Annotated in this window: 21 protein-coding genes and 1 riboswitch; of the genes, 11 read left to right on the top strand and 10 right to left on the bottom strand. The window is 74.4% G+C overall.

The annotated features are described in order from the left end of the window. Positions 1-24 precede the first annotated feature (24 nt). The 7 genes from ACFV7Q_RS04635 (at position 25) to ACFV7Q_RS04665 (ending at position 8,415) form a co-directional block, all read left to right on the top strand. On the top strand, positions 25-1,389 hold the full coding sequence (locus ACFV7Q_RS04635) for a sensor histidine kinase (RefSeq protein ID WP_385423531.1): 1,365 nt from the start codon (positions 25-27) through the stop codon (positions 1,387-1,389). Then, the gene (locus ACFV7Q_RS04640) at positions 1,386-2,081 is read left to right on the top strand and encodes a response regulator (protein ID WP_385423533.1); all 696 of its coding nucleotides are present in this window, start codon (positions 1,386-1,388) and stop codon (positions 2,079-2,081) included. The genes ACFV7Q_RS04635 and ACFV7Q_RS04640 overlap by 4 nt, the downstream gene beginning before the upstream one ends. 73 nt (positions 2,082-2,154) lie before the next feature. Next, on the top strand, positions 2,155-3,603 hold the full coding sequence (locus tag ACFV7Q_RS04645) for a peptidoglycan D,D-transpeptidase FtsI family protein (protein WP_385423535.1): 1,449 nt from the start codon (positions 2,155-2,157) through the stop codon (positions 3,601-3,603). A 62-nt stretch (positions 3,604-3,665) separates the two neighbouring features. After that, positions 3,666-4,157 carry a GNAT family N-acetyltransferase gene (locus tag ACFV7Q_RS04650; protein ID WP_385423537.1) on the top strand — a complete coding sequence of 164 codons (492 nt, stop codon included), beginning with the start codon at positions 3,666-3,668 and terminating at the stop codon, positions 4,155-4,157. A 78-nt stretch (positions 4,158-4,235) separates the two neighbouring features. Next, positions 4,236-4,943 (top strand): DsbA family oxidoreductase, encoded by a 708-nt coding sequence (locus tag ACFV7Q_RS04655; RefSeq protein ID WP_385423539.1) that lies wholly within the window; start codon positions 4,236-4,238, stop codon positions 4,941-4,943. A gap of 1,010 nt (positions 4,944-5,953) precedes the next feature. Further along, a complete protein-coding gene (locus ACFV7Q_RS04660) occupies positions 5,954-7,042 on the top strand; it encodes an amidohydrolase family protein (protein WP_385423541.1) in 1,089 nt (362 codons plus the stop codon). Positions 7,043-7,452: 410 nt separating this feature from the next. After that, complete coding sequence (locus ACFV7Q_RS04665) at positions 7,453-8,415, top strand: SCO1860 family LAETG-anchored protein (RefSeq protein WP_385423543.1); 963 nt, start codon at positions 7,453-7,455, stop codon at positions 8,413-8,415. Between the two features lie 66 nt (positions 8,416-8,481). Here ACFV7Q_RS04665 and ACFV7Q_RS04670 read toward each other — a convergent pair whose 3' ends face one another. Beyond that, positions 8,482-9,744 (bottom strand): CapA family protein, encoded by a 1,263-nt coding sequence (locus ACFV7Q_RS04670; RefSeq protein ID WP_385423545.1) that lies wholly within the window; start codon positions 9,742-9,744, stop codon positions 8,482-8,484. 141 nt (positions 9,745-9,885) lie between these two features. Further along, on the bottom strand, positions 9,886-11,316 hold the full coding sequence (gene cobC, locus ACFV7Q_RS04675; protein ID WP_385423547.1) for an Rv2231c family pyridoxal phosphate-dependent protein CobC: 1,431 nt from the start codon (positions 11,314-11,316) through the stop codon (positions 9,886-9,888). An 86-nt stretch (positions 11,317-11,402) separates the two neighbouring features. On the opposite strand from cobC, the gene ACFV7Q_RS04680 reads away from it, so the two are divergent. Then, on the top strand, positions 11,403-12,125 hold the full coding sequence (locus ACFV7Q_RS04680; protein WP_385423549.1) for a ZIP family metal transporter: 723 nt from the start codon (positions 11,403-11,405) through the stop codon (positions 12,123-12,125). A gap of 2 nt (positions 12,126-12,127) precedes the next feature. Here ACFV7Q_RS04680 and ACFV7Q_RS04685 read toward each other — a convergent pair whose 3' ends face one another. From ACFV7Q_RS04685 to ACFV7Q_RS04715, 7 genes are all read right to left on the bottom strand, one after another. Continuing rightward, the gene (locus ACFV7Q_RS04685) at positions 12,128-13,537 is read right to left on the bottom strand and encodes a cobyrinate a,c-diamide synthase (RefSeq protein ID WP_385423669.1); all 1,410 of its coding nucleotides are present in this window, start codon (positions 13,535-13,537) and stop codon (positions 12,128-12,130) included. An 8-nt stretch (positions 13,538-13,545) separates the two neighbouring features. Further along, positions 13,546-14,145 (bottom strand): cob(I)yrinic acid a,c-diamide adenosyltransferase, encoded by a 600-nt coding sequence (gene cobO / locus ACFV7Q_RS04690; RefSeq protein ID WP_385423551.1) that lies wholly within the window; start codon positions 14,143-14,145, stop codon positions 13,546-13,548. Next, positions 14,145-16,307, bottom strand: coding sequence for a putative cobaltochelatase (locus ACFV7Q_RS04695; protein WP_385423553.1), 2,163 nt, complete (start codon positions 16,305-16,307; stop codon positions 14,145-14,147). The genes cobO and ACFV7Q_RS04695 overlap by 1 nt, the downstream gene beginning before the upstream one ends. Before the next feature lie 166 nt (positions 16,308-16,473). Next, complete coding sequence (locus tag ACFV7Q_RS04700) at positions 16,474-17,994, bottom strand: cobyric acid synthase (RefSeq protein WP_385423555.1); 1,521 nt, start codon at positions 17,992-17,994, stop codon at positions 16,474-16,476. Further along, positions 17,991-19,004: a cobalamin biosynthesis protein gene (locus ACFV7Q_RS04705; RefSeq protein ID WP_385423557.1), complete on the bottom strand. Its 1,014-nt coding sequence runs from the start codon at positions 19,002-19,004 to the stop codon at positions 17,991-17,993. Before ACFV7Q_RS04705 ends, ACFV7Q_RS04700 begins: the two co-directional genes overlap by 4 nt. A gap of 58 nt (positions 19,005-19,062) precedes the next feature. Further along, positions 19,063-19,147, bottom strand: a riboswitch (cobalamin riboswitch). 251 nt (positions 19,148-19,398) lie between these two features. Further along, on the bottom strand, positions 19,399-19,620 hold the full coding sequence (locus ACFV7Q_RS04710) for a hypothetical protein (protein ID WP_385423559.1): 222 nt from the start codon (positions 19,618-19,620) through the stop codon (positions 19,399-19,401). A 29-nt stretch (positions 19,621-19,649) separates the two neighbouring features. Further along, positions 19,650-20,903, bottom strand: a complete 1,254-nt coding sequence (locus ACFV7Q_RS04715; protein WP_385423561.1) for an anion permease — start codon at positions 20,901-20,903, stop codon at positions 19,650-19,652. A 374-nt stretch (positions 20,904-21,277) separates the two neighbouring features. Between ACFV7Q_RS04715 and ACFV7Q_RS04720 the strand changes: the two genes are divergently transcribed. After that, positions 21,278-22,408 (top strand): alpha/beta hydrolase family protein, encoded by a 1,131-nt coding sequence (locus ACFV7Q_RS04720; RefSeq protein WP_385423563.1) that lies wholly within the window; start codon positions 21,278-21,280, stop codon positions 22,406-22,408. 116 nt (positions 22,409-22,524) lie between these two features. Continuing rightward, entirely contained in the window at positions 22,525-24,006 is a 1,482-nt protein-coding gene (locus ACFV7Q_RS04725) for a hypothetical protein (RefSeq protein ID WP_385423565.1), read from the top strand. Positions 24,007-24,075: 69 nt separating this feature from the next. On the opposite strand, the gene ACFV7Q_RS04730 is transcribed toward ACFV7Q_RS04725, so the two are convergent. Further along, positions 24,076-24,471 carry a VOC family protein gene (locus ACFV7Q_RS04730; RefSeq protein WP_385423567.1) on the bottom strand — a complete coding sequence of 132 codons (396 nt, stop codon included), beginning with the start codon at positions 24,469-24,471 and terminating at the stop codon, positions 24,076-24,078. Positions 24,472-24,831: 360 nt separating this feature from the next. Here ACFV7Q_RS04730 and ACFV7Q_RS04735 point away from each other — a divergent pair, with 360 nt between their 5' ends. Next, on the top strand, positions 24,832-26,430 hold the full coding sequence (locus tag ACFV7Q_RS04735; protein WP_385423569.1) for an ABC-F family ATP-binding cassette domain-containing protein: 1,599 nt from the start codon (positions 24,832-24,834) through the stop codon (positions 26,428-26,430). The last annotated feature ends 141 nt before the right edge of the window (positions 26,431-26,571 follow it).

The raw sequence follows: 26,571 nt of genomic DNA on the forward strand, positions 1-26,571 counted from the left end.
GCAGGGGAACGAGGGGGTGGAGTGATGCGCACGGGGGTGCGGGTGGTGCGGCTGCCGGTCGGCCCGGGACGGCTGCTGGGGGCGCGGGCCCGGCTGCGCTGGGTGCACCTGGTACTCGGCGGGGCCCTGCTGATGCCGTACTTCCTGCTGGCGCAGGTGTTCGTCGGCGTTCTCGCCGGCGGGGTGAACGCGCTCGCCTCCACCCCGCTGATCTTCATCGCCTACGGGTTCTCGGTGCCGCTGGCGGCGGCGACCGCGGTCTTCGGGCTGGTCCGGCAGATGTCGGTGGTCGCGGTGCGGGCGCTGTGCGGGGTGCCAGGAGAGCTGCTGGCCGAGGGGCCGGCCCGGTCCTGGGCGGCCCGGGGGAGGACGGCCGTCTGGTGGTCCCTGCACCTGGGGGTCGGCGCGCTGGTCAGCGGGATGAGCCTCGCGGTGCCGCCCATGGCCGTGGTGATGATCCTGCTGCCGTTCGTGAGCGCGCTGCGCGAGGTGCCGGTCGGGTCGGGCTGGCTCAGCACCGCCGCCGATCCGTACGTCGCCCCGTTCCTCGGGTTCGGCCTGCTGGCGGGGCTCGTGCTGTGCGCCGCGGGGGCCGGGGCACTGCTGGCCCGACTCGCCCCCGTCCTGCTGGGGCCGACGCCGGCGGACCGGCTGGCCGCAGCCGAGGAGCGGGCCGCCGACCTCGCCGTGCGCAACCGGCTCGCCCGGGAGCTGCACGACGCGGTCGGGCACGCCCTGAGCGCCGTCACCCTCCAGGCGGTCGCCGCCCGACGGGTCCTCGACAGCGACCCCGCGTTCGTACGGGAGGCGCTGGCGGCGATCGAGGACACCACGCGGCGGACGGTGGGCGAACTGGACACCGTCCTGGGCCTGCTGCGGGACGGGGACCCGGCCCGGCCGGACGCCGCGCCCGCGCCGACCCTCGCCGCCGACCTGGGCGGGCTGCTGGACCGGACCCGCGCCTCCGGCACCACCGTCAGCGCCCACCAGGACCCCGGACCGGTGGGGGACTGGGCGCAGCTCCCGGCGATCGCCTCCCGTGAGGCGTACCGGATCGTGCAGGAGGGCTTGAGCAACGCACTGCGGCACGGCACCGGACCCGTCGAGCTGCACATCACCGTCACGGACCGGGGGGACGCGCGGGACGTGCCGGGAGGCAAGGACAGCGCACACCGCTCACTGGAGATCACCATGACCAATCCACCGGGAACCGGCGAGGGCGCCCCGCCCCGCACCGCCGGGGGCCGCGGGCTGCACGGGGCCGCCGAGCGGGCGGCCCTACTGGGCGGCCGCGTCGACGCCGGCCCGCACGACGGGATGTGGCGGCTGCGGGCCGTCCTCCCCCTCGGCGGGGGCACCGGTGGGAGCAGCGGCGGGGGCTCCCGATGAGCCGGCCGCCGTTGCGCATCGTGCTCGCCGACGACGAGCGGATGGTCCGCACCGCCCTGCGGGTCATCATCGACGCCGAACCCGATCTGGAGGTCGTCGGGGAGGCGGCCTCCGGCGCCGAGGCCGTCTCCGTGGTCCGGGAGCTGGCACCGGACGTGGTGCTGATGGACGTCCGGATGCCCGGGATCGACGGCATCCGGGCCACCGAGCAGATCCTCGCCACCCTGCCCGAACCGCCGCGGATCATGGTCGTGACCACCTTCGAGAACGACGCCTACGTCTACGACGCGCTGCGCGCGGGCGCCGCCGGGTTCCTCCTCAAGCGGGCCGACCCGGACGAGTTGCTCGGCGCGGTCCGGCTGGTGGCGCGGGGCGACTCGCTGCTGTTCCCGGCGGCCGTCCGCTCCCTGGCCGCCGCCCACGCGGCCGCCGCGCCCGGGGGCCGGGCCCCGTGGGTGGCCCGGCTCACCGACCGGGAGGCGGACGTACTGCGGCTGATGGCCAGCGGGCTGTCCAACCACGAGATGAGCGAACGCCTAGGGGTCGGGCCGCAGACCGTCAAGACGCACGTGGCCGCCGTCCTGTCCAAGACCGGTTCCCGTGACCGCACCCAAGCCGTCATCGCCGCCTACGAAGGAGGCTTCATCGTGAGGGGCGCCGCGAGGGGCGCCGTGAGGGGCGCCGCATCATGAAGAAAAGCTGAGAACCCGGCCACAAACGGGACAGGGCGGAACGCCCGGCCACGCTCGTACGTCCTTCCGGGAGATGAACAAGACGATCAGGCGTGCGTCGGTCTTCTGTCTGCTCCTCGTGCTGGCCCTGCTTCTCCGGGTCACCTGGGTGCAGGCCTACCAAGGCCAGGCCCTCGCAGACAACGAGAACAACCGGCGGAACCTCATCGGGCAGTACGAGAACCCGCTGGGCAACATCATCGTGGGCGGGGAGGCCATCACCGGCTCGGTCAAGACGGGCGGCAAGGACTTCGGGTACAAGCGGACCTACGTCGACGGTCCGCTGTACGCGCCCCTCACCGGCTTCAGCTCGCAGGCGTTCGGCACGAGCATGCTCGAAGGCGTGTACCAGAAGGTCCTCAACGGCTCGGACGACCGCCTGAAGACCGTGATGGACCTCCTCACCAACAAGCGGGCCTCGCCGGGCAACGTACTGACCACCGTCGACAAGGGCGTCCAGAAGGCCGCCTACGACGCGCTCCAGGGCAAGCAGGGCTCTGCCGTGGCGATCGACCCCGCGACCGGCGAGATCCTCGCCCTCGTGAACAACCCCTCCTTCGACCCGGGCCGCATCTCCGGTGCCAACGACACCGAGGCCTGGAAGGAGCTGTCCGCCGACAACGGCAAGGCCATGGAGAACGTGGCGCTGCGCAAGCCGCAGGCGCCCGGTTCCACCTTCAAGCTGGTCACGCTGGCCGCGGCCATCGAGAACGGGCTCGTCACGAACCTGGACGCACCGACGGGCACCCCCGACCCGTACACCATTCCTGGTACGAAGACCCTGCTGCCCAGCGAGGCGGGCTCCGCCGCCTGCAACAACGCCTCCGCGCGCACCGCGCTCCGGCTGTCCTGCAACAACGTCTTCGCCGAACTCGCGTCCAAGTTGGGTCAGGACAAGATGCGGGCGACGGCCGAGAAGATCGGCTTCAACACGAACGTCGAGACCCCGGTCACGACCCGGGTGCCGAGCAAGTACCCGTCGAAGAAGATGTCCGTCGACCAGGTCGCCCTCACCGGCATCGGCCAGTTCGACGTGCAGGCCACGCCGCTGCAGATGGCCATGGTGACCGCCGCGATCCAGAACGACGGCAAGCTCGTCGCCCCGCACTCGGTCTCCGAGGTCACCGACTCGGGCGGCACCGTGCTGGAGAGCTTCAAGAACCCGAAGGTCCAGCAGGTCATGAGCCCGAAGACCGCCGCCATGCTGCGGGACGCCATGCGGACGGTCGTCGCCGAGGGCGGCGGCAAGCCCGCGCAGGTGTCGGGCGCCGAGGTCGGCGGCAAGACCGGCACGGCCCAGCGCGGCGTGAAGAACAGCCTGCCGCCGCTGGCCTGGTTCACCTCGTACGGCAAGGCGAACGGCAAGCAGATCGCCGTCGCCGTCATGATCGAGAACTCGGACATGGACCGGTCCGAGATCGGCGGCGGCAGGCTGGCCGCCCCCATCGCCCAGAAGATGATGGACGCCTGGCTGAAGAAGTAGCCGCCTGCGGCACGCCCCCCCCGCGCCGGGAACCGACACGGTTCCCGGCGCGTTCCCGTTCCATGATCAGAGCCGCGCGTCCCGCTGACCTCGACGCCATAGCCGCCCTCCACGCCCGGGCCCGCGCCACCTACTACCGGGGCCGGATCCCCGAGGAGGCCTACGCGGGCGAAGCCGAACTCGCACGCTCCCGCGAGAACTGGTCCCTCGCCGTGGCCCGCACCGCAGCCGAGGGGCGGGTGCTGTGCGCCGAGGAGGACGGCCGGCTCACCGGGGTCGCCGCGTTCCGCACCGCCGCGGACGGGACCACCCTGACCCAGCTCCACGTCGACCCGGCGCACTGGCGGCGTCGGATCGGCACCGCCCTGCACGCCGCCTGCCTCGACGCCTGGCGCACCGCCGGCGTCGGCCGGGTCCGGTTGGAGGTGTACGAGCACAACGTCCGCGCCCAAGCCTTCTACACCCGCCACGGCTGGCGCCCCGACCCTGCCGTCCCCCGATCCGGCTCGCACCGCACCCTGTGGTTGGAGATCGGGCCCCCGTCCGGGGAATGAGACGCTCCGGGCGGTGGTTGAACGTGAAACCGCCTCGGGCCCCGCCGGGGCGCCATCTGAACCGGGAGAAGAAGGAACATGCGCGTCGAGATCTGGAGCGACATCGCTTGCCCGTGGTGCTACATCGGCAAGGCCCGCTTCGCCGAAGGGCTGGCCGGGTTCGCGCACCGCGACGAGGTGGAGGTCGTCTTCCGGTCCTTCGAGCTCGACCCGCACAGCACCAAGGGCGTGACCGCGCCCGTCGTGGAGATGCTCGCCAAGAAGTACGGCCGCACCCTCGACGAGGCGCGCGGCATGGAGGAGCACGTCGCGGCGACCGCCCGTGCCGAGGGGCTGGAGTACCGGACCGAGGGCCGCGACCACGGCAACACGTTCGACATCCACCGGCTGCTGCACCTGGCCGCCGCCCGCGGCCGCCAGGAGGCGCTGCTCGACCTGGCCTTCCGCGCGAACTTCGCCGAGGAGCGGTCCGTCTTCGACCCCGAAGTGCTGGTCGCGCTGGGCGTCGAGGCCGGGCTGGAGGAGGCCGAGGTCCGCACCGTCCTCGCGGACGACTCCGCGTACGCCGCACAGGTGCGGGCCGACGAGCGGGAGGCGGCCGAACTCGGCGCCAACGCCGTGCCGTTCTTCGTCCTGGACCGCCGCTACGGGATCTCCGGCGGGCAGCCGGCCGAGGTGTTCACCCGCGCCCTGGAGCAGGCCTGGGCCGGCCGCGAGCCGGCCGAGCCGGCTCCGACGGCCGACGCCTGCGACCCGGAAGGCGCCTGCGCCGTCCCCCAGGCCTGACGGCCCCGGCCCCGCCACCGCGCAGGGGGCCGGCCCGGCCGTCTTCCGACCCGTCCGGCCCCGGCCGTCTTCCGACCCGTCCCGCCCCGGCCGTCTTCCGACCCGTCCGGCCCCGGCCGTCTTTCGGCCCGTCCGGCCGGGGCCCGTGGGAGCCTGACGGGTCGGCTGACCTGCCGGGGGACGGCTCGGCGCGGTTCCGGGCGGCGAACCCGTACCGGGCCGGCGCGTTCGCACCGTCGGGCCGGGCACGGCCCGCCCCCCTGCCGGGACGCGGGCGGGGGCCAGCCGGCGGTCGCCGCCCAGGCCCCATCGGCTGCGGCTGGCCCCGGCCGGCTCCGTCGACAGGACCACCGCGAGGCCGCGAGGGCGGTTCGCACCGCCTCCCGGGATGCGGCCGGGCCGTAGTGGTTGACCCGAACCATGTCCCCGGCGAGGGCCCCCGCCGCGACCGGGGCCGACGGCCAAGGCGTCCGGACGCCTTGGCCGCCACCGACGAGGCGTCCCCACGCGCAGCGTCGCGGCCACCGGCGCCGCCTCCGCGGCACGCACCACGTACGGGGTGGAGCCGAGCGCCGCCGCACCGGCCCGGGTGGCTGCCGCTGGCGTCGCATGACGGGGTGTCACCGCACCCAGGCCCCCGGCCGTGATCCGGTCCGGGCGGGTCTCCACCGGGAGCGTCTCCAGCAGCGCCGGCGCGTGCAGCAGGGCCGTGCGGCCGCCGTCGATCCAGCGCTCCTTGCAGTCCGGCGAGGACAGGTACGAGCGGCCCGGCGCGGCTGGGTTCCGCGCGAACCGCTCCCCGGCCCGCTTAGGACAGCGACACGGCCCGAATGTCCGCCGGGCCGTCCAACAGCTACTGCGCGCCGCTCGCGCACAGGTCGCCGACGCCCACGCGTCCTGCTGAACCGGGCCGCGCCCCCGCCGCGGACGCACCCCTCCAGCGGCGGCTGCGCCTCGCCTGGGCCTAGGTCGCCGGACGGGCCCATCGGGCGCGCACGTACAGTGCGGGCATGACCGATGACGTGCTGCATGTGAAGGGGCGGGTGCTCGTCGGACCCGAGGACGTGCGCGACGAGCTCTGGGTGGTCGGCGGCCGGATCTCCTACGAGCGTCCGGCCGGTGCCCGCGATACGACCACGGTGTCCGGCTGGGTCCTGCCGGGCCTGGTCGACGCGCACTGCCACGTGGGGCTGGACGCCCACGGCCCGGTCGACGCGGAGACCGCCGAACGGCAGGCCCTGACGGACCGCGACGCCGGCACCCTGCTCATCCGCGATGCCGGCTCTCCCTCCGACACGCGCTGGATCGACGACCGGGACGACCTACCGAAGATCATCCGGGCCGGCCGGCACATCGCCCGCACCCGCCGCTACATCCGCAACTACGCCCACGAGATCGAGCCCGCAGACCTCGTCGCGTACGTCGGCCGCGAGGCGCGGCGCGGAGACGGCTGGGTGAAGCTGGTCGGCGACTGGATCGACCGGGAAGCCGGCGACCTGACGGCCTGCTGGCCGCGCGCCGAGGTCGAGGCGGCCATCGCCGAGGCGCACCGGCTGGGCGCCCGGGTCACCGCGCACTGCTTCGCGGAGGACTCGCTGCGCGATCTGGTCGAGGCCGGCATCGACTGCATCGAGCACGCCACCGGGCTCACCGAGGACACGATCCCGCTGTTCGCGGAGCGCGGGATCGCGATCGTCCCGACCCTGGTCAACATCGCCACGTTCCCGAAGCTGGCGGCGGGCGGCGAGACCAAGTTCCCCCGCTGGTCGGCGCACATGCGGCGGCTGCACGAGCGCCGGTACGACACCGTGCGCGCGGCCTGGGACGCGGGCATCGCGGTGTACGTCGGCACGGACGCGGGCGGCTCCCTCCCGCACGGCTTGGTCGCGGACGAGGTGTCGGAGCTGGTGCGGGCCGGGATCCCGCCCCTGGAAGCCCTGTCGGCGACGACGTGGGCGGCGCGCGAGTGGCTCGGCCGGCCCGGGCTCACCGAGGGCGCGCCCGCGGACCTCGTGGTGTACGGCAGCGACCCGCGGGCCGACGTACGGGCGCTGGCGCAGCCGCTGCGGGTGGTCGTCGACGGCAGGGTCCGCGCCTGAGGGCGGCGCCCGAGCGCGGCGCGGCGGGGCGGGGTGCGGCGGGGCGGGGTGCGACGGGGCACTGGGGCTCCCGTGGGACGGGGGCCACGGTTGACGTCGCGGGTTGACCGCACGGTTGACGCCGTGGTTGACATCGCGTGACCCGGACGTCCCGGCGGTCGTTATCCCTGGCCGACCGGGCTCCGGCGCCGGGGCTACCCGTACGTGCGTGTGGCGGAAATGAACTCCCGTGCCTTCTGATGCAGAACTAATCGAATGCGTGCGTGGAAACCACCCGTTGGGATGAACTCACCTCAGGTGGCTGTCCCTTCACTCTCCGTGCGTAAAAGATTCCGGGGGTAGTAGGCCGTCCGGGCGCGATGTCCCCCATTGGCGCGCGACGGCTCCCGTCTCCCTGGGGGTTTCCCACCGTGAACCGCAACACCTTCCGCACGCCCGCGGCCGCCCTGCTCGCCGTGGGAGCGGTCGCCCTGCTGGCCGCCCCGCCCGCCGCCGCCACGGGCGGCACGGGCGGCACCGGCGCAGGCTCCGCCGCGGGCGGGGGCAAGGCCGGCGCTGCCGTGCTGCGCGCCGGACTGGACGTGGGCCTGCTCAACAAGGCCGTCCACGTCCCGCTGAAGACCACCCTGAACGAGGTCAGCGCACCGGCGACCGCCGAGAAGACCGCCCTCACCGTCGCCGTGGACGGGGCCGAGGGCGGCAAGCCGGTCAGCGTGCTGCGTGCCGACGTGGCCACCTCCAAGGCCACCGCGGACCAGCAGCGCGCCGTGGCCGAGGCCAACCTCGCCCACGCCGAGGTGCACGTCCCCGGACTGCCCGCGCTCTCCCTGATCGAGGTGGAGAAGGTGACCTCCAAGGCCGTCTGCGAGGCCGGGAAGAAGCCGCAGGCCGAGGCCAACGTGCTCGGCGCGGCCACCGTGCTCGGCAAGAAGGTCACCCTCTCCGCCGGCGGCCCGACCAAGGTGGAGGTCCCGGGGGTCGGCCTGGTCAGCATGGACCTCTCCGCCAAGGAGACGACGTCCACCACCGCCGCCGCGGCCGCGCTCCGGCTCAAGGTGTCGGTGAACCCGCTGAACCTGAACGTGGCGCAGGTCGACGGCGAGATCGTCCTCGCGGAGGCACGGTGCGAGTCCCCGGCCGGTCCGCCCCCTTCCGCGGGCCCCGGCACCAAGCCCGCCGCCGCCCCGGGCGGGCAGCCCGACATCAAGCCGCAGACTGGCGCCTCCGGCACCGGGTCGGGAATCACCACGGACGCCAACCTGGCCGAGACCGGCGGCGGTTCGTCCACCCCGTACGTCGCGGGCGGCGCACTGGTCCTGCTGGGCACCGGAGCGGTCGCGCTGGTCGTGACCCGGCGCAGCCGCACCCCATAGCACCGGGCGCGGCACCACCGCAGCACCGGGGCGCGGACCCGGCCCGGCTGGAGGGGGCGGGCCGGGTCAGCGCGTCGCGCGCTGCAGGCCCTGCTTGTCGGCCCCGCGCGACAGCACGGCCTCGCTGATCTGCTTGTCGACCGCGGCGTACTCCGACCGCCCGGCCGCACCGGACCCGCCGCCGTCGGCGGCGCAGGAGGTGCACACCACGCGGAACGGACCGCCCCGGTCCGAGAACTGGGTCAGGTACTCGGCCTTGACCACCTCCCAGCGGCCCGGGTGGGCGGCAGACGGGGAGAAGGTGAACCGCGGGATCGACGACATGTTGCCGCGCAGCTTCTCGGGCTCGTAGAAGCTCGCGATCTGGTCGCCCATGCCGAAGACCACCCAGGTGCCGTTGATCTTCTCGTAGGGCTGCGGCACGTGGTTGTGCGTGCCGAGGATCAGGTCGATGTCGGGGAGGCCGTCCGGACCGCGCGAGGCGGTGAGGGCCTGCGCCAGGTCGCGCTGCTGCTGGTCGGGCGCCGTCTGCCACTCGGTGCCCCAGTGGATGCTGAGGACGACCACGTGCGCCCCGGCCGCCCGCGCCGCCCGCGCGTCGGCGATGATCCGGTTCTGGTCGAGGAGGTTGACCGCCCACGGCTTGCCGGACGGCAGCGGGATGCCGTTCGTGCCGTACGTGTAGTCCAGCTGGGCGACCTTGGCGCCACCCGCGGAGAGCACCGCCGGGGCCTTGGCCTCCTCGGCGCTGCGGGCCGAGCCGACGTGCTTGATGCCGACCCGGTCGAGGTGGTCGAGGGTGCGGACGAGACCGTCGTAGCCGTCGTCCAGCGTGTGGTTCGAAGCGGTCGAGCAGCTGTCGTAGCCGGCGTCCTTCAACGCGTCGGCCAGCTGGTGCGGGGCCTTGAAGGCCGGGTACCCGGTGTAGGGGCCGCCGGGCCGGCCGTACGGTATCTCGTGGTGGCATATCGCCAGGTCGGCGGCGGCCACCAGGGGCTTGACCCCGGCGAGTATCCCGCGGAAGTCGTGGCTCTGGCCGCTGCCCTTCGCGTCGTCCGCCGCCTGCTGGATGATCGACGGGTACGGGATCGTGTCCCCCGTCGCGAGCAGCGTGAACGGGCGGGCGTCGGCCGGCGCGGCAGGCCCCGCCCGGTCCTCGCCCTTGTCCTTGTTCTTCCCCTGGCCGGACGTGCCGCCGGCGAGCCGCTGCTCGCCGGATGCGCCGCCGTCCTTGCCGCCCCCGTCGAACAGGGCGGGGACGGCGAACACCGCGCCGCCCGCCACTGCCAGTCCTGCCACTGCCACGCCTGCCTTGGCGGCTGCCTTCATCGCGGATCCCCCCGGTGACTCCGTGCCGATGCGCAGATCATCACCCACACGACCCCGTACCGCCAATCGGGGACGCCCGGCACATTTCGCTGAGCCGCAGGTCAGAGCGCTGCGCCGGCGCCGGGGTGGGCGGCGGGCGGCTCAGGGGGACGTCAGGGCGAGCGCGTGGTCCATGGCCTGCAGCAGGCGGCCCGTCGTCGCGCGGTCGCGCACCGCCAGCCGGAGCCAAGAGTCGTCCAGGCCCGGGAAGGTGTCCCCGCGACGGACCGCGAAGCCGAGGTTCCGCAGGCGGGTGCGCACCTCCGCCGCCCCCGGCACGCGGATCAGCACGAACGGGCCCTCCGCCACCCCCGACACCGTGATCTCCTCGAACTCGGCGAGCCCGGCCAGCAGATGGGCCCGGTCCACCGCGATCTGCCGGGCCGCGGCCTCCGCCTCCGCCAGCGCCTCCGGCGTCACGCACGCCTCGGCCGCCACCAGGGCCGGCGTCGACACCGGCCACAGCGGCTGCGCGGCCGCCAGCTTCGCGATCACCTCCGGCTCGGCCAGCACGTAGCCCACCCGCAGCCCCGCCAACCCCCAGGTCTTCGTCAGGCTCCGCAGCACCACCAGCCCCGGGACGTCCGTCCGCCCGGCCAGCGCCTCCCGCTCGCCCGGGACGGCGTCCATGAACGCCTCGTCCACGACCAGCACCCGGCCCGGCCGGGCCAGCGCGGCCAGCGTCGCCGCCGGGTGCAGGACCGACGTCGGGTTGGTCGGGTTGCCGACCACCACCAGGTCCGCCTCCTCCGGCACCGCCGCCGGGTCCAGTCGGAAACCGTCCGCCGCCCGCAGCACGACCCGCTCCACCCGGTGCCCCGCGTCCCGCAGCGCCGCTTCGGGCTCCGTGAACTGCGGGTGCACCACCACCGGCTGCTTCGCGTCCAGGGCCCGCGCGATGAGGACGAACGCCTCCGCGGCCCCGGCCGTCAACAGCACCCGCTCGACCGGCAGCCCGTGCCGGTCCGCCACCGCCGCGCGGGCGGCACGCCCGTCCGGGTACGCGGAGAGGACGTCGAGCGAAGCCGCGATGCGCTGCTTGAGCCAGGCCGGGGGCATGTGCGCCCGTACGTTCACCGCGAGGTCCACCAGCGACGCCCCGTCACCCCGCACCTCCGCGTCCCCGTGGTGCCGCAGGTCGTGCGCCTGCGCCGTGGCCACCGCGCAGGTCGCGGCCACCGACCGCCGCTTCGGGACGAGGAGTTCGCCGCCGGTCGCGAGCGCGGCGGCTTCCGCCACCGAGGAGGTCCCTGCGGCGTCGCGCGCCACGTCCGAGGGGTGCGGCACGGAGATCCCGGCCAGCTGCTCGGCCGGGTAGCTCAGCAGTGGCACGCCGAAACGTTCCGCCGCACCCGCGATCCCCGCCTCGCAGGCCTTCGACTCCACCGTGGCCAGTGCCTTCACCGCGCCGGCGGACAGCCCGGCCCCGCGCAGCGTCTCCTCGACCAGGGCGCAGACCTCGGCCACGGACACCCCGGCCCGTCCGCCGACCCCGACCACCAGCTTCGTCGCGTAGTCACCCACCGGGATCAAGCCCCCTCCGTAGTCGTCAATGCTGCGTCGCCCGCGGCCCGCGCGCGGATGTGCACGCGCGGCCCGCAGTCGGTATTCAGGGGCACATGGCCGTGATCGTGGCGCTGGGCGCGTTCCTGATGACCCTCGCGGGCGGGTGGACGGCGCAGCGCGTCAACGACCGCCGCCACCTCGTCCTGGGCCTGGCCGGCGGGCTGATGCTCGGCGTGGTCGGTCTCGACCTGCTGCCCGAATCGTTGGGGGCGGCCGGCCGCCCCGTGTTCGGGGTCCCGCTCGCCCTGCTGCTCTTCGTCGCGGGCTTCCTCACCGCGCACCTCGGGGAGCGCCTGCTCGCCGTGCGCCACGCCGCGCACGGCGCCGAGAACGGCCGCGTCCCGCAGGTCGGCCTGGCGGCGGCCGCGGCGATGGTCGGCCACAGCCTCGCCGACGGGGTGGCGCTGGGCGCCGCCTTCCAGGTCGGCGGGGGGATGGGGCTCGCCGTGGCACTGGCCGTGGTCACCCACGATTTCGCCGACGGCTTCAACACGTACACCCTCACCCGCGTGTACGGGAACGCCCGCCGCCGGGCCCAGCTGATGCTGCTGGCGGACGCCGCGGCCCCGGTGGTGGGCGCGGCGTCCACTCTGCTGTTCACCCTTCCGGAGGAACCGCTCGGGGCGTACCTCGGCTTCTTCGGCGGGGCACTGCTCTACCTCGCGGCCGCCGAGATCCTGCCCGAGGCGCACCACGAGCACCCGGCGCTGTCCACGCTGCTGTGCACGGTGGGCGGGGTGGCCGGGATCTGGCTCGTGGTGGGCCTGGCGGAATGAGCTCACGGGCGGGACGCCGCCGCTCCCGTGAAGCGGCGGGCGACGGAGGGCTCCGCCGCCCAGTGCGTGTGCAGGTAGCTGGCGTGCACGCCCTGCCGGACGAACCCCTCGACGCGCCGCTCCGAGTGCGTGAACCCCCAGGCGGGGGTGTCGCCGGCGCCCGGCTCGATCACCGTGCGGTGGAACTCGTGGCCGCGCAGCCTGGTTCCGGCCGCGGCGAGGGAGCTGTCCGACACGGCCACGGCCTCGCGGTAGCCGAGGGTCAGGCGTTCCGACATCCGTGCGTCGGCGTCCAGCACCCCGCACATGGGCTTCCCGTCGAGGCTCCGCGCCAGGTAGAGCAGCCCGGCGCACTCGGCGGCGATCGGACCGCCCGCCGCCGCGAAGTCCGCGACGGCCTTGCGCAGCGGCTCGTTGGCGGCGAGTTCGGGGGCGTACACCTCCGGGAACCCGCCGCCGATGACCAGGCCCGCGGTGTGCTCGGGCAGCTGCTCGTCGCGCAGCGGGTCGAAGGTGACGACCTCGGCGCCGGCCGCGGCGAGCAGCTCGGTGTGCTCGGCGTACGAGAACGTGAACGCCGCCCCGCCGGCGACGGCGACCACGGGCCGCCCCGAACCCCGGCCCGCCGCAGGCCCGTCGGCCCCGGCCGTGACCGTCGCACCGGTCCCGACTGCGGCCAGCGCGCCCTCCGGCGACCAGGCGGCACAGTCCAGCGCCGGCGCCGACCGGGCCAGCGCCAGCAGCGCCTCCAGATCGCAGCCGGCCCGGACCTGCTCCGCCAGTGCAGCCACCGAAGCGACCGCGTCCGCCCGGCGCTCGGCCACCGGCACCAGACCCAGGTGCCGCGACGGCGCCGACACCTGCGGCGCCCGCCGCAGGACGCCCAGCACCGTGGTGCCCGCCTCCTCCAGCGCCTCCCGCAGCATCGCCTCGTGCCGGTCGGACCCGACCTTGTTGAGGATCACCCCGCCGAGCCGCACCTGCGGGTCGAACGACGCGAACCCGTGCACCAGGGCCGCCACCGACCGCGACTGCGAGGAGGCGTCCACGACGAGCACCACCGGTGCCCGCAGCAGCTTCGCGACCTGCGCCGTCGACGCCAGCTCACCGCGCCCCGCGGCCCCGTCGTACAGCCCCATCACGCCCTCGACGATCGCGAGGTCGCAGCCGGCCGCCCCGTGCGCGAACAGCGGAGCCACCAGCTCCGGCCCGCACAGATACGCGTCCAGGTTGCGCCCCGGCCGCCCCGTGGCCAGGGCGTGGTAGCCGGGGTCGATGTAGTCGGGGCCGGCCTTGTGCGGGGAGACGGCCAGCCCGCGTCCCGTGAAGGCCGCCATCAGACCCGTCGCCACGGTGGTCTTGCCGCTGCCCGACGAGGGCGCGGCGATCACCAGGCGCGGGACGCCGAACACCTGCGAGGTCACCACTCGATGCCCTTCTGGCCCTTCTGGCCCGCGTCCATCGGGTGCTTGACCTTCGTCATCTCCGTGACGAGGTCGGCGAACTCCATCAGCTTCTCCGGCGCGTCCCGACCCGTGATGACCACGTGCTGGGTGCCGGGCCGGTGGCGGAGCACCTCGATGACCTCGTCGACGTCGATCCACCCCCACTTCATGGGGTACGCGAACTCGTCCAGCACGTACAGCCGGTGCGTCTCGGCGGCCAGATCGCGCTTGACCTGCTCCCAGCCCTCCTTGGCCGCCTGCTCGTTGTCGAGCTGCGCGTCCCGCTGGACCCAGGACCAGCCCTCGCCCATCTTGTGCCAGACGACGCTGCCGCCCTCGCCGGAGGCGCCGAGCACCTTCAGCGCGTTCTCCTCGCCGACCCTCCACTTGGCCGACTTGACGAACTGGAACACCCCGATGGGCCAGCCCTGGTTCCAGGCGCGCAGCGCCAGCCCGAACGCCGCCGTCGACTTGCCCTTGCCCGGCCCGGTGTGGACGAGGACGAGCGGGCGGTTGCGGCGCTGGCGGGTGGTGAGTCCGTCGTCGGGGATGACGGTCGGCTGTCCCTGCGGCATTACGCTGCCCTCCTGTTGGTGTGCGATGACGACGGCGCCATCGCCGACGTGCGTACGTTCTTCACGAGCCCGGCCAGCGCGTCGGCCCGCAGCCCCTCCAGCGTCACGGCCGGCCCGCCGAGGTCCGCGGCCAGCACCCCGGCCAGGCCCAGCCGGACCGGCCCCGTCTCGCAGTCCACGACCACCGAGGCGACCCCCTCGGCCGCCAGCAGCCGGGCGCTGCGTGCCGCGAGCGTGCGGGCGTCGCCGGCGAGGGTGCCGGCCGAGGTGGCCCGCCCGTCGGTGACGACCACCAGCAGCGGGCGCCGGCTCGGATCCCGCAGCCGCTCGACCCGCAGCACCTCACGGGCCTTCAGCAGGCCCGCGGCGAGCGGGGTCCGGCCACCGGTCGGCAGCCGCTCCAGCCGGGCCGCGGCCGCGTCCACCGAGGAGGTGGGCGGCAGCGCGAGGTCGGCGCCGGCGCCGCGGAAGGTGACCAGTCCGACCTTGTCGCGGCGCTGGTAGGCGTCCAGCAGCAGCGACAACACCGCGCCCTTGACCGCACCCATGCGCTGCCGGGCCGCCATCGAGCCGGAGGCGTCGACGACGAAGAGCACGAGGTTGCCCTCGCGGCCCTCCCGGGTGGCCTGCCGCAGGTCGTCCTTGCGGACGACGAGCCCGCGGCCGCTGCGCCCGCGCGCCTTCTGGTGCGGGGCGGCGGCGTGCAGGGTCGCCGCCAGGTGCAGTTTCGTCAGCTGGCCGCGGGGGCGCTGGGCGCCGGTGGTGCGGCCGTGCGCGGTGCGGGCCCGGGAGCGGCGCCCGGACGCGCCCTCGCCGAGGCCCGGCACGCTGAACACCTTCGTCCGGAACGGCTCCCCGGCCCGTACGGCGGCCTGCTCGGGGGAGTCCCCGCCCTGCCCGGCGGCGGGCTGCGGTGCGGATGGCTGCGGGGCGGGGGAGTCGGCGACCTCCGGGGCATCGGCGGAGTCGGGCGACTCATGGGACGCCTCCGGCGCCTCGGGCCCGGCCTGCGGGGGGACTCCGCCGCCGTCGGGGCCGCCACCGCCGCCGTCGGGGCCGCCACCGCCGCCGTCGGGGCCGGCGCCGTCGCCGTCGCCGTCGTCGTCCGGGCCCTCGGGGTCCGGCTCCGGGTCCGGCTCGGGCTCCTCGTCGGCGAAGCCGTCCAGGATCTCATCGAGCTTTTCCTGGTCGAGCCCCGGCGCGTCGAAGGGAGCCCGCCGACGGCGGTGGGGGAGGGCCAGCAGTGCGGCCTGCCGCACGTCCTCCTTGAGCACTGCCGTACGCCCGGCCCAGGCGGCCAGCGCGGTCGCCGTGCGGGCCATCACGATGTCGGCGCGCATGCCGTCCACTTCGAAGCCGGCACAGACCGCCGCGATCATGAGCAGCGCGTTGTCGCCGAGCCGGACCTTCGACAGCAGGGCCCGCGCGGCGACCACCCGGGTCCGTACGTCGGCCTCGTCACCGGCCCAGCGGGCGGCGAAAGCCGTGGGGTCGTCCTCGAAGGCGAGCCTGCGCCGGACCACCTCGACGCGCTGCCCCGGCTCCCGGGAGGCGGCCACCTCCACGGTCAGCCCGAACCGGTCGAGCAACTGCGGGCGAAGCTCGCCCTCTTCCGGGTTCATCGTGCCGACGAGCAGGAACCGGGCGGCGTGCCGGACGGACACTCCTTCGCGCTCGATGTGGCAACTGCCCATGGCGGCCGCGTCCAACAACGAGTCCACCAAGTGGTCATGGAGCAGATTGACCTCGTCGACGTAGAGAATGCCGCGGTGCGCGGCGGCGAGCAGGCCCGGCTCGAAGGCCTTCACCCCGTCGGCGAGGGCCCGTTCGATGTCGAGCGCGCCGACCAGGCGGTCCTCGGAGGCGCCGACCGGCAGCTCCACCATCCGCGCGGGTCGTGCCGTACCGGGGCCCGGCTCGTGGGGGCCGTCGGGGCAGGCCGGGTCCGGGACGGCGGGCGCGCAGCTGAAGCGGCAGCCGGGCACGACGTCGACCTCCGGCAGCACGGCGGCCAGCGCACGGACCGCCGTCGATTTGGCCGTGCCCTTCTCACCGCGCACCAGGACCCCGCCGACCGCAGGGCTGATGGCGTTCAGCAGCAGCGCCAGCCGGAGGTCGTCCTGGCCGACCACGGCCGAGAAGGGGAAGAGGGCGCTGCTCATGAACCGATCACTCCTTCGAGTGGCTTGTCGACGATGCGCACGCTCATGCGTCCGGGGAGAACCGGACCCGCTGCATGCTCCCTGCCCCGGCAGGGCTGACCCGCTCCTGCACGACCACCTGGTCGAGGTGCTCCCGTGCTCCCCGCACGTGCGGGGACGGTGGTGGTCATGGTGCTCCCGGCGGGAGGAACGGGAGGCCGACGGGGGCGCCGGCCTCGATGAGGCGGAGCAGGGCTCCGGTGTCGGCGTGCTCCTCGATCAGGTCGCCGAGCAGGTCCAGCTGCTCCTCCCGGAGCCCCGCGAACGAGGTGTCCGGGGCCGGGACGAAGCGCCGTCCGGCCGCGGCCGCGACCTCGCGCAGGAAGGCCCGGCGGAAGGCGTCCGACTCCAGCGACCCGTGCCAGTGCGTCCCCCAGACCGACCCCACCCGGCAGCCGTCCAGGAACGGCTCCCCGCCCAGCACCTCGGCGACCCCGTGGTGGATCTCGTACCCGTCGACGGGCTCGCCCAGCGCCGAGCCCGTCGGCCGGGCCAGGGTCTTCTCCTGCGCGAAGCGGACCCGTACCGGCAACAGCCCGAGCCCCTCGACGACGCCCGCCTTCGACTCGACCTCGTCCTCGATACGCTCGCCGAGCGCCTGGAAGCCGCCGCAGATGCCGAGCACCGGCCGGCCCTCCGCGGCCCGCCGCGCCAGGGCGTCGGCCAGTCCGCGCTCGCGCAGCCACTGCAGGGCCTTCACCGTGCCGCGGGTGCCGGGTACGACGACGAGGTCCGCGTCGGCCAGCTCCTCGGCCCGGTCCACGAACCGCACCACCACGCCCGGCTCCGCCGCCAGGGCGTCGACGTCCGTGAAGTTGGACATCAGCGGCACCGCGCAGACCGCGACCCGCAGCACGTCCTCGCCGACCGGCGGGGCGACGACCGACTCGCGCACGGCGCCGCGCAGGGAGACCCGCAGGCCGTCCTCCTCGTCGATGCCGAGCCCGTGCCGGTACGGCAGGACCCCGTACGTGGCCCGGCCGGTGATCGACCGGAGCATCTCCATCCCCGGCTCCAGCAGCGACACGTCACCGCGGAACTTGTTCACCAGGTAGCCGGCGATCAGGGACTGGTCCTGCTCCGACAGCAGTGCCGTCGTCCCGAAGAAGGAGGCGAAGACCCCGCCCCGGTCGATGTCCCCGACCACGACCACCGGGAAGCGCGCGGCCCGCGCGATGCCCATGTTCACGATGTCGGTCCGGCGCAGGTTGATCTCGGCCGGACTGCCCGCCCCCTCGCAGATCACGGCGTCATACGTGCCCCGCAGCTGCTCCAGGCAGTCCGTGACGACGCCGAGCAGCTGCTCCTGCCGGCCGCCGTGGTAGCCGCGCGCGCTCATCTCGCCCACCGGCTTTCCCAACAGCACCACCTGGCTGCTGCGGTCGCTGCCGGGCTTGAGCAGGACCGGGTTCATCAGCGCGGTCGGCTCCACGCCCGCCGCCTGCGCCTGCATGGCCTGGGCCCGCCCGATCTCGGCGCCCTCGCGGGTCACGAACGAATTGAGCGACATGTTCTGCGCCTTGAACGGCGCCACCTTCACGCCCTTGCGGACCAGCCAGCGGCAGATGCCCGCCGTGACCACGCTCTTGCCCGCGTCCGACGTCGTACCGGCGACGAGGAGTCCCCCCGCCCGCTTCCGGCCGCTCATGTCCGTCCCCTCCCGTACGTCCCCGACTTCCCCGACTTCCCCGGTGTGCCCGGCCCCCCGGGCCTGCCGGGCCGTCGCGACACCGCGTACCGCAGTGCCACGCAGGTCCCCAGCGCCAGCCACGTCACCTGTTGCGAGAGCCGTACCGCCCGCTCGATGTCCGCGAGCTCCACCGGCCGGCCGGCCGCGCCGTTCAACACGGCCCGGTGCTCGACCCGCCCGCCGTACGAGAGGGTGCCGCCCAGCCGTACGCCGAGGGCCCCCGCGAAGGATGCTTCCACCGGCCCGGCGTTGGGGCTCGGGTGCTCGGCGGCGTCGGCGCGCCAGGCCCGTACGGCCCCCCGCCGGTCCGGGCCGGCGACGACGGCCGCCAGTGCGGTCAGCCGGGCGCCGGGCCAGCCCGCGAGATCGTCGAGCCGGGCGGAGGCCCAGCCGTAGCGCAGGTGGCGGGGCGACTTGTGGCCGACCATCGCGTCGAGGGTGTTCACGGCGCGGAAGGCGAGCAGCCCGGGGACGCCGGCGACGGCGCCCCACACCAGGGCCCCGACCACTGCGTCGGAGGTGTTCTCGGCCACCGACTCCACGACGGCGCGGGCCATCTGCTGCTCGTCCAGGGCCTGCGGGTCGCGCCCGCACAGGTGCGGCAGCCGCTCGCGCGCCACTTCGGCGTCCCCGGCAGCGAGCGCCCCACCGATGGCGCGGGCCTCCCGCCCCAGGGTGGTGCCGCCGACGACGGCCCAGGTGGCGGCGGCGGTCACGGCGATCCGGGCGGCCGCGGACCGGGAGCGCACGGCGCGGGCGGCCAGCGCGCCGACGGCGGCTGCGCCCCCCGCGCAGACGAGGGTGTGGACGACGCCGCGGGCGCGGTCGTCGCGCCACAGGGCGCGTTCGACGGCGGCGGCGGCCCGTCCGAAAGCGGCCACGGGGTGCCCGCGGCGCGGATCCCCGAGGATCCGGTCGCCGATCAGGCCCGCCGTGGCGCCGTACGCGAAGACGCGATCGGCACGCATGGTTGCAGGTATGTCCTCACTCAGGGTCCGCGCCCTGGTTCGACGTGTCCGGCGGCGAGAGTTCCTGGCTCCCGGACCGCACGTGCCGCGTGCGCCCCGGTGACAGTGGCGGGACCGCGCCGGAATCTCACCGGACTTCCTCTCCGTGCCGCCGTGATGGCCCGGGCAGTCCACCACGCACCGCGAACGCCCGTCAACTCGCCGTTGACCTGCGGCGAGGCAGGTCACACGGGACCGCCGCGGACACGGTCGCGGACGCGGTCGAGGACGCGGTCGAGGACGCGGTCGCGGACGCGTCGGGATCCGGCCGGGGGCACGGGAAAGCTCCCCCCGGAGGACCCGGAGGGAGCTTTCGCGCGTGTTGCCCGGTGTTGCCCGGTGTTGGCCCGGGCCGTCAGCTGACGATCAGGTAGATGCCGTAGGCGATGGCCGCGGTGACGACCGCGAAGCAGGCGTACGCGCCGCTGCGCGCCAGGGTGGCGGCGCCGCCCTGCTCGACGGCTGCTTCGTGCTTCGACAGGCCCACCAGGCCCAGGGTGAACAGGGCCACGAGGGCGACGGTGGCGGAGAGGCTGACACCGAAGACGGAGCCGAGGGCTGCCCAGTCGATCTTCATACTGCGGATTCCTCTGTCGTTCGCGGGGGTCAGACCGTGGCCGCGGGGGCCGTGGGGCTGGTCGAGGCGGGGGCCGGGATGGTGGCCTTCAGCTCCTCGCCCGCCACGGCGGCGGCGGTCGGCGGGACGGTGACGGCGGCCATGGCCGTGGTGACCACGCCCGGGGCCTCGGCGTCGGCCGGCTGGACGTCATTGACGTTGTTGTGGTCGACGACCTTGCGGCGCGAGATCAGCCAGATGGCCAGGCAGGAGCCGACGAGGAAGACCGTCACCGCGGCGATGCCGACGTCACCGGTGCGCATGACGAACTCGGCGAGCGCGGAGACCAGGGCGGCGGCCGGCAGGGTCAGGCCCCACGCGACGAACATGCGGGTGGCGGTGGACCAGCGGACCACGCCGCCCTTGCGGCCGAGGCCGGCACCCATGACCGCGCCGGAGCAGGCGTGGGTGGTGGAGAGGGAGAAGCCGAGGCTGGAGGAGGCCAGGATGACGCTCGCGGCCGAGGTCTGGGCGGCGAAGCCCTGCTGCGGCTGGAGGTCGGTCAGGCCCTTGCCCATGGTGCGGATGATGCGCCAGCCGCCGAGGTAGGTGCCGAGGGCGATGGCCACGCCGGCCGAGACGATGACCCAGACCGGCGGGTTCGCACCCGAGTCCAGGGCGCCGCCGGCGACGAGCGCCAGGGTGATGATGCCCATCGTCTTCTGCGCGTCGTTGGTGCCGTGCGCGAGGGAGACGAGGCCGGCCGAGGCGATCTGGCCGGCGCGGTAGCCCTTCGCGGAGGTCTTCTCGCCGACCCGGCCGCCGAGCTTGTACGTGACGCGGGCGGCCAGCATCGAGGCGACACCAGCCACGACCGGCGCGGCGACGGCGGGGATGAGCACCTTGGTGACGACGACGTCACCGTTGACGGCGCCGATGCCGGCGGAGGCGACCGCGGCACCGATCAGGCCGCCCATCAGGGCGTGCGACGAGCTGGAGGGCAGGCCGACCAGCCAGGTCACGAGGTTCCAGAGGATCGCGCCGACCAAGGCGGCGAAGATCACTTCGGGCTGGATGCCCTCTTCGTTGACGAGGCCCTTGGAGATCGTCTTGGCGACCTCCACGGACATGAAAGCGCCGACGAGGTTGAGCACGGCGGACATCGCCACCGCCGTCTTGGGCTTGAGGGCGCCGGTCGAGATGGTGGTCGCCATCGCGTTGGCTGTGTCGTGGAAACCGTTCGTGAAGTCGAACACGAGAGCGGTGATGATCACGATCCCGAGGAGAAGCGTTATGTGCTCCATTTACCCAGGCTTCTGTTTGGCGTCAGTGGCTAGGCGACCGTAGGCAACCTGGGTGAACGGAAGATGAACTGGCACCGTCGGTGCGATGTACCGGCGTGGCGCCCCACCCTGATCGTCGTCCCGTTTTCAGGGTCTATATGTCGATTAATGCATGTCAAAGCGGGCTTGACCAACCCTCCCGCCCGGCCCGCCGGCCCCTGGATCCGCCCGGAAGCGGAGCCGAAAGTGATCCACATCACGCCCTCCGGATGCCCTGCCGGGCCCGCCCCGCGAACCCCATCCGGCAGCTCGGCCGGCGTTCCGCTTCCCGGCGCCCCGGAAACCGGCCCGTTTCCCCGGTGGCCCGCCCGCGCTCCCGCCTCGACACTGGAGCGGTGCGTACCGCCACAGCGACGGCCGCAGTCGTCGCCACCACCCTCGTCGGCGCCGGCGCGGCAGCGGTCGCGGCGGGCCGCTACGCCGCGGACGCCGCCCTGCGCCCCCGGCCCGGCCGCCCCCTGCCGGACGGGCCCGGGCTGAGCGTCCACTCCACCGCCCCGGGCCGTGTCGCACTGACCCGCTCCCTGGCCTCGCTCCGCCCCGGCACCTACGGCCTGACCGCGCCCGGGGTGCACGCCGTCGTCGGCTCCGTCCTGGAGGACGTCGCCCACGACCCCGACACCGTGGTCCGCCGGCTCCTGGCCGTCACCCACGGCAGTCTCGACCCCGGGGCCCCTGTCTCCCTCACCCCCCAGGTCCACGTGGGCGACCCGGGCACCGCCCTCGGACTCGAACACGCCGACGTGGACGTCCCCGGCGAGCTGGGCGCCCTGCCCGCCTGGTTCCTGCCCGCCGCACGCGGCACCTGGGTCATCGCCGTGCACGGGCTCGGCACCAGCCGCGAGCACCCGATGGTGGTCATGCCCCTCTTGCACCGCCTCCGGCTGCCCGTCCTCTCCCTGGCCTACCGCGGCGACCTCGGCGCCCCCGCCTCCCCGGACGGCCTCGGCCACCTCGGTGAATCGGAATGGCGCGACGTGGACGCGGCCATCCGCTACGCCCTGCGCTACGGCGCCCGCCGCGTCGTCCTGCACGGCTGGTCCACCGGCGCCGCCATGGCCCTGCGCGCCGCCGAGCGCTCCGCCCTCGCCGACCGCATCGGCGGGCTCGTCCTCGACTCGCCGGTGCTCGACTGGCACACCACCCTGCGCGCGCTCGTCGCCGCGCGGAACACCCCGGCCGCCCTGCTGCCGCTGACCGTGCGCGCCGCCGAGGGGCGCGCCGGGCTGCGGGCCGGCCACCGGCCGCCCGGGGACGATCCGGGGGCGCTGCGCGTTCCCGTGCTGATCTTCCACGGCCCCGACGACACCCTCGCCCCCTGGGAGCACTCCCGCCGGCTCGCCGCCGCCCGGCCCGACCTCGTCACCCTGCGGACCGTCCGGGACGCCCCGCACGGGGCGATGTGGAACGTCGACCCGCAGGGCTACGAGGAAGCCCTGCGCCGCTTCCTCACCCCCCTGATGTGATGCCCGTGCGCCCACAGGGGCACGGGTGGTGATATGTCAGGAATGCCCCCGCGCCGGGCTCGGACAACGGCCCATTCCGTTTGGGCTTTCGGCCAGTGACGGGCGAGACTTCTTCCGTGACGTCCCGAAAGCCTGATGAGCAGTTGGTTCGCGACTCCAGACTCCGACTCGTCTCCCCGCGCTCCGTCGCAACGGCCCGCAAGGCGGTGACGGACCGGCGCACCCGGCCGGCCTCCAGGCCCCCGGCGGGCACCCCCGCCCCGGCCGAACTCGCCAACCGGGCCCGGGCCTCGCTCGCCGACGCCGTACGGCTCTCCCGGTGGGCCGAACGCAACCTCGGAGCCGGCGACGGAGGGCGGCCCGCCCCGGCCGGAGCCCTGCCCACCGTGGACGTCGAAGCGGCTTCCGAGGAACTGGGCCTGACCCACGGACAGATCCGGGCCGGCTGGGACCGGGCCCGCCTCGCCGGGCTCGTCGAGGTGCACGGCGGCCACGCCCGGCCGGGCTGGCGGCTGCGGGCCTGGGACAGTGACGACAGCGCCGTCCTGCGCGGCTGGGTCGCCCTGTTCGACGCCTGGTCGCTGGTGCACCCCGCGCCCGCCGACATCGCGCCCGCCGTCGTCGCCGAGGTCGTCGAGGCGATGCCCCAGCTGCTCTCCCTGCTCCAGCTGTCCGCCGGCCCCGTGACCGTCCCGGACCTGCTGGACCTGCTCGGCCAGCGCGTCGCCGAACTCCGCGACGAGCGCTGCGAGGTCCCGTACGACACCCCCGCGCGAGCGGGCGCACCCGCCGGCGCCGTGCCGGACGGCACACCGGAACCCGCCCCCGCGACCGCTGCGGCCGGCGCCCCCGCGGCCGGCGCCCCGGTGGCAGCGGTTCCGCTCTCCCGGCTGCTGCGCTGGGCGCTCGGCGGCCTCGCAGCCGTGGACGCCGTCGTCCTCGGCCCGGCGCAGGCCTCGCTCACCCCGCTCGGCAGCTGGGCCGTCTGGGTCAAGCTGGAGCAGATCTGCGTGGCAGCGCAGAGCCCCGCCGGGAACATCGAACAGTCCGCCGCCGCCATGCTGCACGGCTGCGCCGGCCTCACCCCCGGCCCCGCCCGGGCCGAGTACCGGGCCTGGCTCGCCGCCCGCCCCGTCGGCCATGCCGTCGGTGAGCTGCTGGACGCCGCACGCGGCGACGACGCCCTGCTGCGCGGCCTCGCCTTCGAGGCCCTCCGAGTGGTCGGCGCCCCCGCCGAGCCGGAGGTCCGCGCCGCCGCCCGCGAGCCCGCCCTGCGGCCGTACGCCCTGCTCTGGCTCGCCGAGCACGACGGGGTCGACCCCGACGAGGCCCAGGACGTCCTCACCCCCGAGGAGTCGACCTGGCTCTGGGTGGACACGGCCGCCGCGATCGCCGACCACGGCGAGGCCGACCTGCTGGCCCGCCACCTCGACTCGGCCGTCCGGACCACGGTCCCGCGACTGCTGGACGAGGTCCGCGCCGTCGGTCACCCGCGCACCGTGCAGGTCCTGGTCGCGCTGGCCGCCGCCCACCCGGACCCGGCCCTGGCCAAGGCGGTCCGCCGGGCCGCGTTCCAAGTCCACACCGGCGGGGCCTGACACGGGGCGGCGGAGCGGACGGACGGTCCGGGAGGGCCGTCGGGCGGTCGGACGGGTGCGCCGCGGCGGTCAGAGCTGCGGCGCGTACGTCCCGAAGCTCCAGACGTTGCCCTCCAGGTCCCGCGCCATGTAGTCCCGCGAGCCGTAGTCCTGGTCGGTGGGCTCCATCACGATCTCCGCCCCGTGCTCCACGGCGCGCCGGTGGTGGGCGTCCACGTCGTCGACCACGACGTAGACCCCGGTCGGCCCGGCCTGCTCCATCGCCTCGTCGAAGGTGCTGCCCGTCCCCTTGCTGCCGAGCATGACCGCGCCCGAGCCGTACGACAGCTCGGCGTGTCTGACCGTGCCGTCCTCGCCCTCGTAGACCGCGACCCGGGTGAATCCGAAGGCTTCCGTCAGCTGCCGGATGGCGGCCTTGGCGTCGCGGTAGACGAGAGCGGGAAACACGGACGGCTGTCCGGCCATGACGATCACCCCTTGTCGGCTCGTGCGTGTGCGCGTGAACGTGATCCGCGCAACAGCATGGCATTGCGGCACCCGCAGCGGCCGGAAGGCAGTCACCGGAAGGCAGTCACCGGAAGGTTGTTGCACCGGCCCGTGTCACCCGGCCCGAACACCTGGAGGACCACGGCCGGCCTGCGCCGACGGGCCGCGCGCCCCGACCCGCGCCACCCGTGCCCGCGCCCCGCACGGCGCCCGCGACCCGGAAAACGGGTTGCGCACCCCCGGTAGAATGAATCCCATGGCAAATCTCCTCGCGGATTAGCGGCGTCGAAGCTCGCAGCCCGCCCCCTTCCGCCGTTCCCACCGCCCTGGAGCATTTCCTTGATCACCGCCACCGGCATCGAGCTGCGCGCCGGCGCCCGCATCCTCATCGAGTCCGCCTCCTTCCGTGTCGCCAAGGGCGACCGCATCGGCCTGGTCGGCCGCAACGGAGCCGGCAAGACCACCCTCACCAAGTGCCTCGCGGGCGAAGGACAGCCCGCCGCCGGCGCCGTCACCCGTTCGGGTGAGGTCGGCTACCTGCCGCAGGACCCGCGCACCGGCGACCTCGACGTGCTCGCCCGCGACCGGATCCTGTCCGCCCGCGGCCTCGACGTGCTGATCAAGAAGATGCGCGCCAACGAGGACCGCATCGCCAACGGCTCCGGCGCCACCCGCGAGAAGGCCCTGCGCCAGTACGAGCGCCAGGAGACCGAGTTCCTCACCAAGGGCGGATACGCCGCCGAGTCCGAGGCCGCCACCATCTCGGCCGCCCTCGGCCTGCCCGACCGGGTCCTCGGCCAGCCGCTGCACACCCTGTCCGGCGGTCAGCGCCGCCGCGTCGAGCTCGCCCGGATCCTCTTCTCGGACGCCGACACCCTGCTCCTCGACGAGCCGACGAACCACCTCGACGCCGACTCGATCATCTGGCTGCGGGACTACCTCAAGACCTACCGCGGCGGCTTCATCGTGATCTCCCACGACGTCGACCTCGTCGAGACGGTGGTCAACAAGGTCTTCTACCTCGACGCCAACCGCTCGGTCATCGACGTCTACAACATGGGCTGGAAGCTCTACCAGCAGCAGCGCGAGGCCGACGAGAAGCGCCGCAAGCGCGAGCGCCAGAACGCCGAGAAGAAGGCGGCCGCCCTCAACGCGCAGGCCGACAAGATGCGCGCCAAGGCCACCAAGACCGTCGCCGCGCAGAACATGGCCAAGCGCGCCGACCGGCTGTTGGCCGGCCTGGAGGCCGTGCGCGCCCACGACAAGGTCGCCAAGTTGCGCTTCCCCGAGCCCGCGCCCTGCGGCAAGACGCCGCTCACCGCCGAGGGCCTGTCGAAGTCGTACGGCTCGTTGGAGATCTTCACCGACGTCGACCTGGCCATCGACAAGGGCTCCCGGGTCGTCATCCTCGGCCTGAACGGCGCCGGCAAGACCACCCTCCTGCGCCTGCTGTCCGGCACCGAGGCGCCGGACACCGGCTCCGTCACCCCGGGCCACGGCCTCAAGCTCGGCTACTACGCCCAGGAGCACGAGACCCTGGACCCGGACCGCACCGTCCTGGAGAACATGCGCTCCGCCGCACCCGACATGGACCTGGTGGACGTCCGCAAGACGCTCGGCTCCTTCCTGTTCTCCGGCGACGACGTGGACAAGCCGGCGGGCGTCCTGTCCGGCGGCGAGAAGACCCGCCTCGCGCTCGCGACGCTGGTCGTCTCCTCGGCGAACGTGTTGCTCCTCGACGAGCCCACCAACAACCTGGACCCGGCGAGCCGCGAGGAGATCCTCGGCGCGCTGCGCACCTACAAGGGCGCCGTCATCCTCGTCACGCACGACGAGGGCGCGGTCGACGCCCTGGAGCCGGAGCGGATCATCCTGCTCCCGGACGGCGTCGAGGACATGTGGGGCCCGGACTACCGGGACCTCGTCGCCCTCGCCTGACGCAGGCCGGGCGGCGCCCGGCAGGGTCCGACGACCGCCCTGCGGCCGGCCGGCGGGCTGATCCAGTTCCTTATGGATCATTCGGCTCAGGCGTTCTCCATCATCTGAGTGAGACGGTCTCGTACCGCTGTGCTCTGTACG

It is taken from the genome of Streptomyces sp. NPDC059851 (genome assembly GCF_042732005.1).
GTDB lineage: Bacteria > Actinomycetota > Actinomycetes > Streptomycetales > Streptomycetaceae > Streptomyces.

Excerpts from the sequence above, each read along its gene's own strand:
- ACFV7Q_RS04635 (WP_385423531.1), top strand. The coding sequence starts at position 25 with ATGCGCACGGGGGTGCGGGTGGTGCGGCTGCCGGTCGGCCCGGGACGG.
- ACFV7Q_RS04640 (WP_385423533.1), top strand. The coding sequence starts at position 1,386 with ATGAGCCGGCCGCCGTTGCGCATCGTGCTCGCCGACGACGAGCGGATG.
- ACFV7Q_RS04645 (WP_385423535.1), top strand. The coding sequence starts at position 2,155 with ATGAACAAGACGATCAGGCGTGCGTCGGTCTTCTGTCTGCTCCTCGTG.
- ACFV7Q_RS04650 (WP_385423537.1), top strand. The coding sequence starts at position 3,666 with ATGATCAGAGCCGCGCGTCCCGCTGACCTCGACGCCATAGCCGCCCTC.
- ACFV7Q_RS04655 (WP_385423539.1), top strand. The coding sequence starts at position 4,236 with ATGCGCGTCGAGATCTGGAGCGACATCGCTTGCCCGTGGTGCTACATC.
- ACFV7Q_RS04660 (WP_385423541.1), top strand. The coding sequence starts at position 5,954 with ATGACCGATGACGTGCTGCATGTGAAGGGGCGGGTGCTCGTCGGACCC.
- ACFV7Q_RS04670 (WP_385423545.1), bottom strand. The coding sequence starts at position 9,744 with ATGAAGGCAGCCGCCAAGGCAGGCGTGGCAGTGGCAGGACTGGCAGTG.
- ACFV7Q_RS04680 (WP_385423549.1), top strand. The coding sequence starts at position 11,403 with ATGGCCGTGATCGTGGCGCTGGGCGCGTTCCTGATGACCCTCGCGGGC.
- cobO (WP_385423551.1), bottom strand. The coding sequence starts at position 14,145 with ATGCCGCAGGGACAGCCGACCGTCATCCCCGACGACGGACTCACCACC.
- ACFV7Q_RS04695 (WP_385423553.1), bottom strand. The coding sequence starts at position 16,307 with ATGAGCAGCGCCCTCTTCCCCTTCTCGGCCGTGGTCGGCCAGGACGAC.
- ACFV7Q_RS04700 (WP_385423555.1), bottom strand. The coding sequence starts at position 17,994 with ATGAGCGGCCGGAAGCGGGCGGGGGGACTCCTCGTCGCCGGTACGACG.
- ACFV7Q_RS04705 (WP_385423557.1), bottom strand. The coding sequence starts at position 19,004 with ATGCGTGCCGATCGCGTCTTCGCGTACGGCGCCACGGCGGGCCTGATC.
- ACFV7Q_RS04710 (WP_385423559.1), bottom strand. The coding sequence starts at position 19,620 with ATGAAGATCGACTGGGCAGCCCTCGGCTCCGTCTTCGGTGTCAGCCTC.
- ACFV7Q_RS04715 (WP_385423561.1), bottom strand. The coding sequence starts at position 20,903 with ATGGAGCACATAACGCTTCTCCTCGGGATCGTGATCATCACCGCTCTC.
- ACFV7Q_RS04730 (WP_385423567.1), bottom strand. The coding sequence starts at position 24,471 with ATGGCCGGACAGCCGTCCGTGTTTCCCGCTCTCGTCTACCGCGACGCC.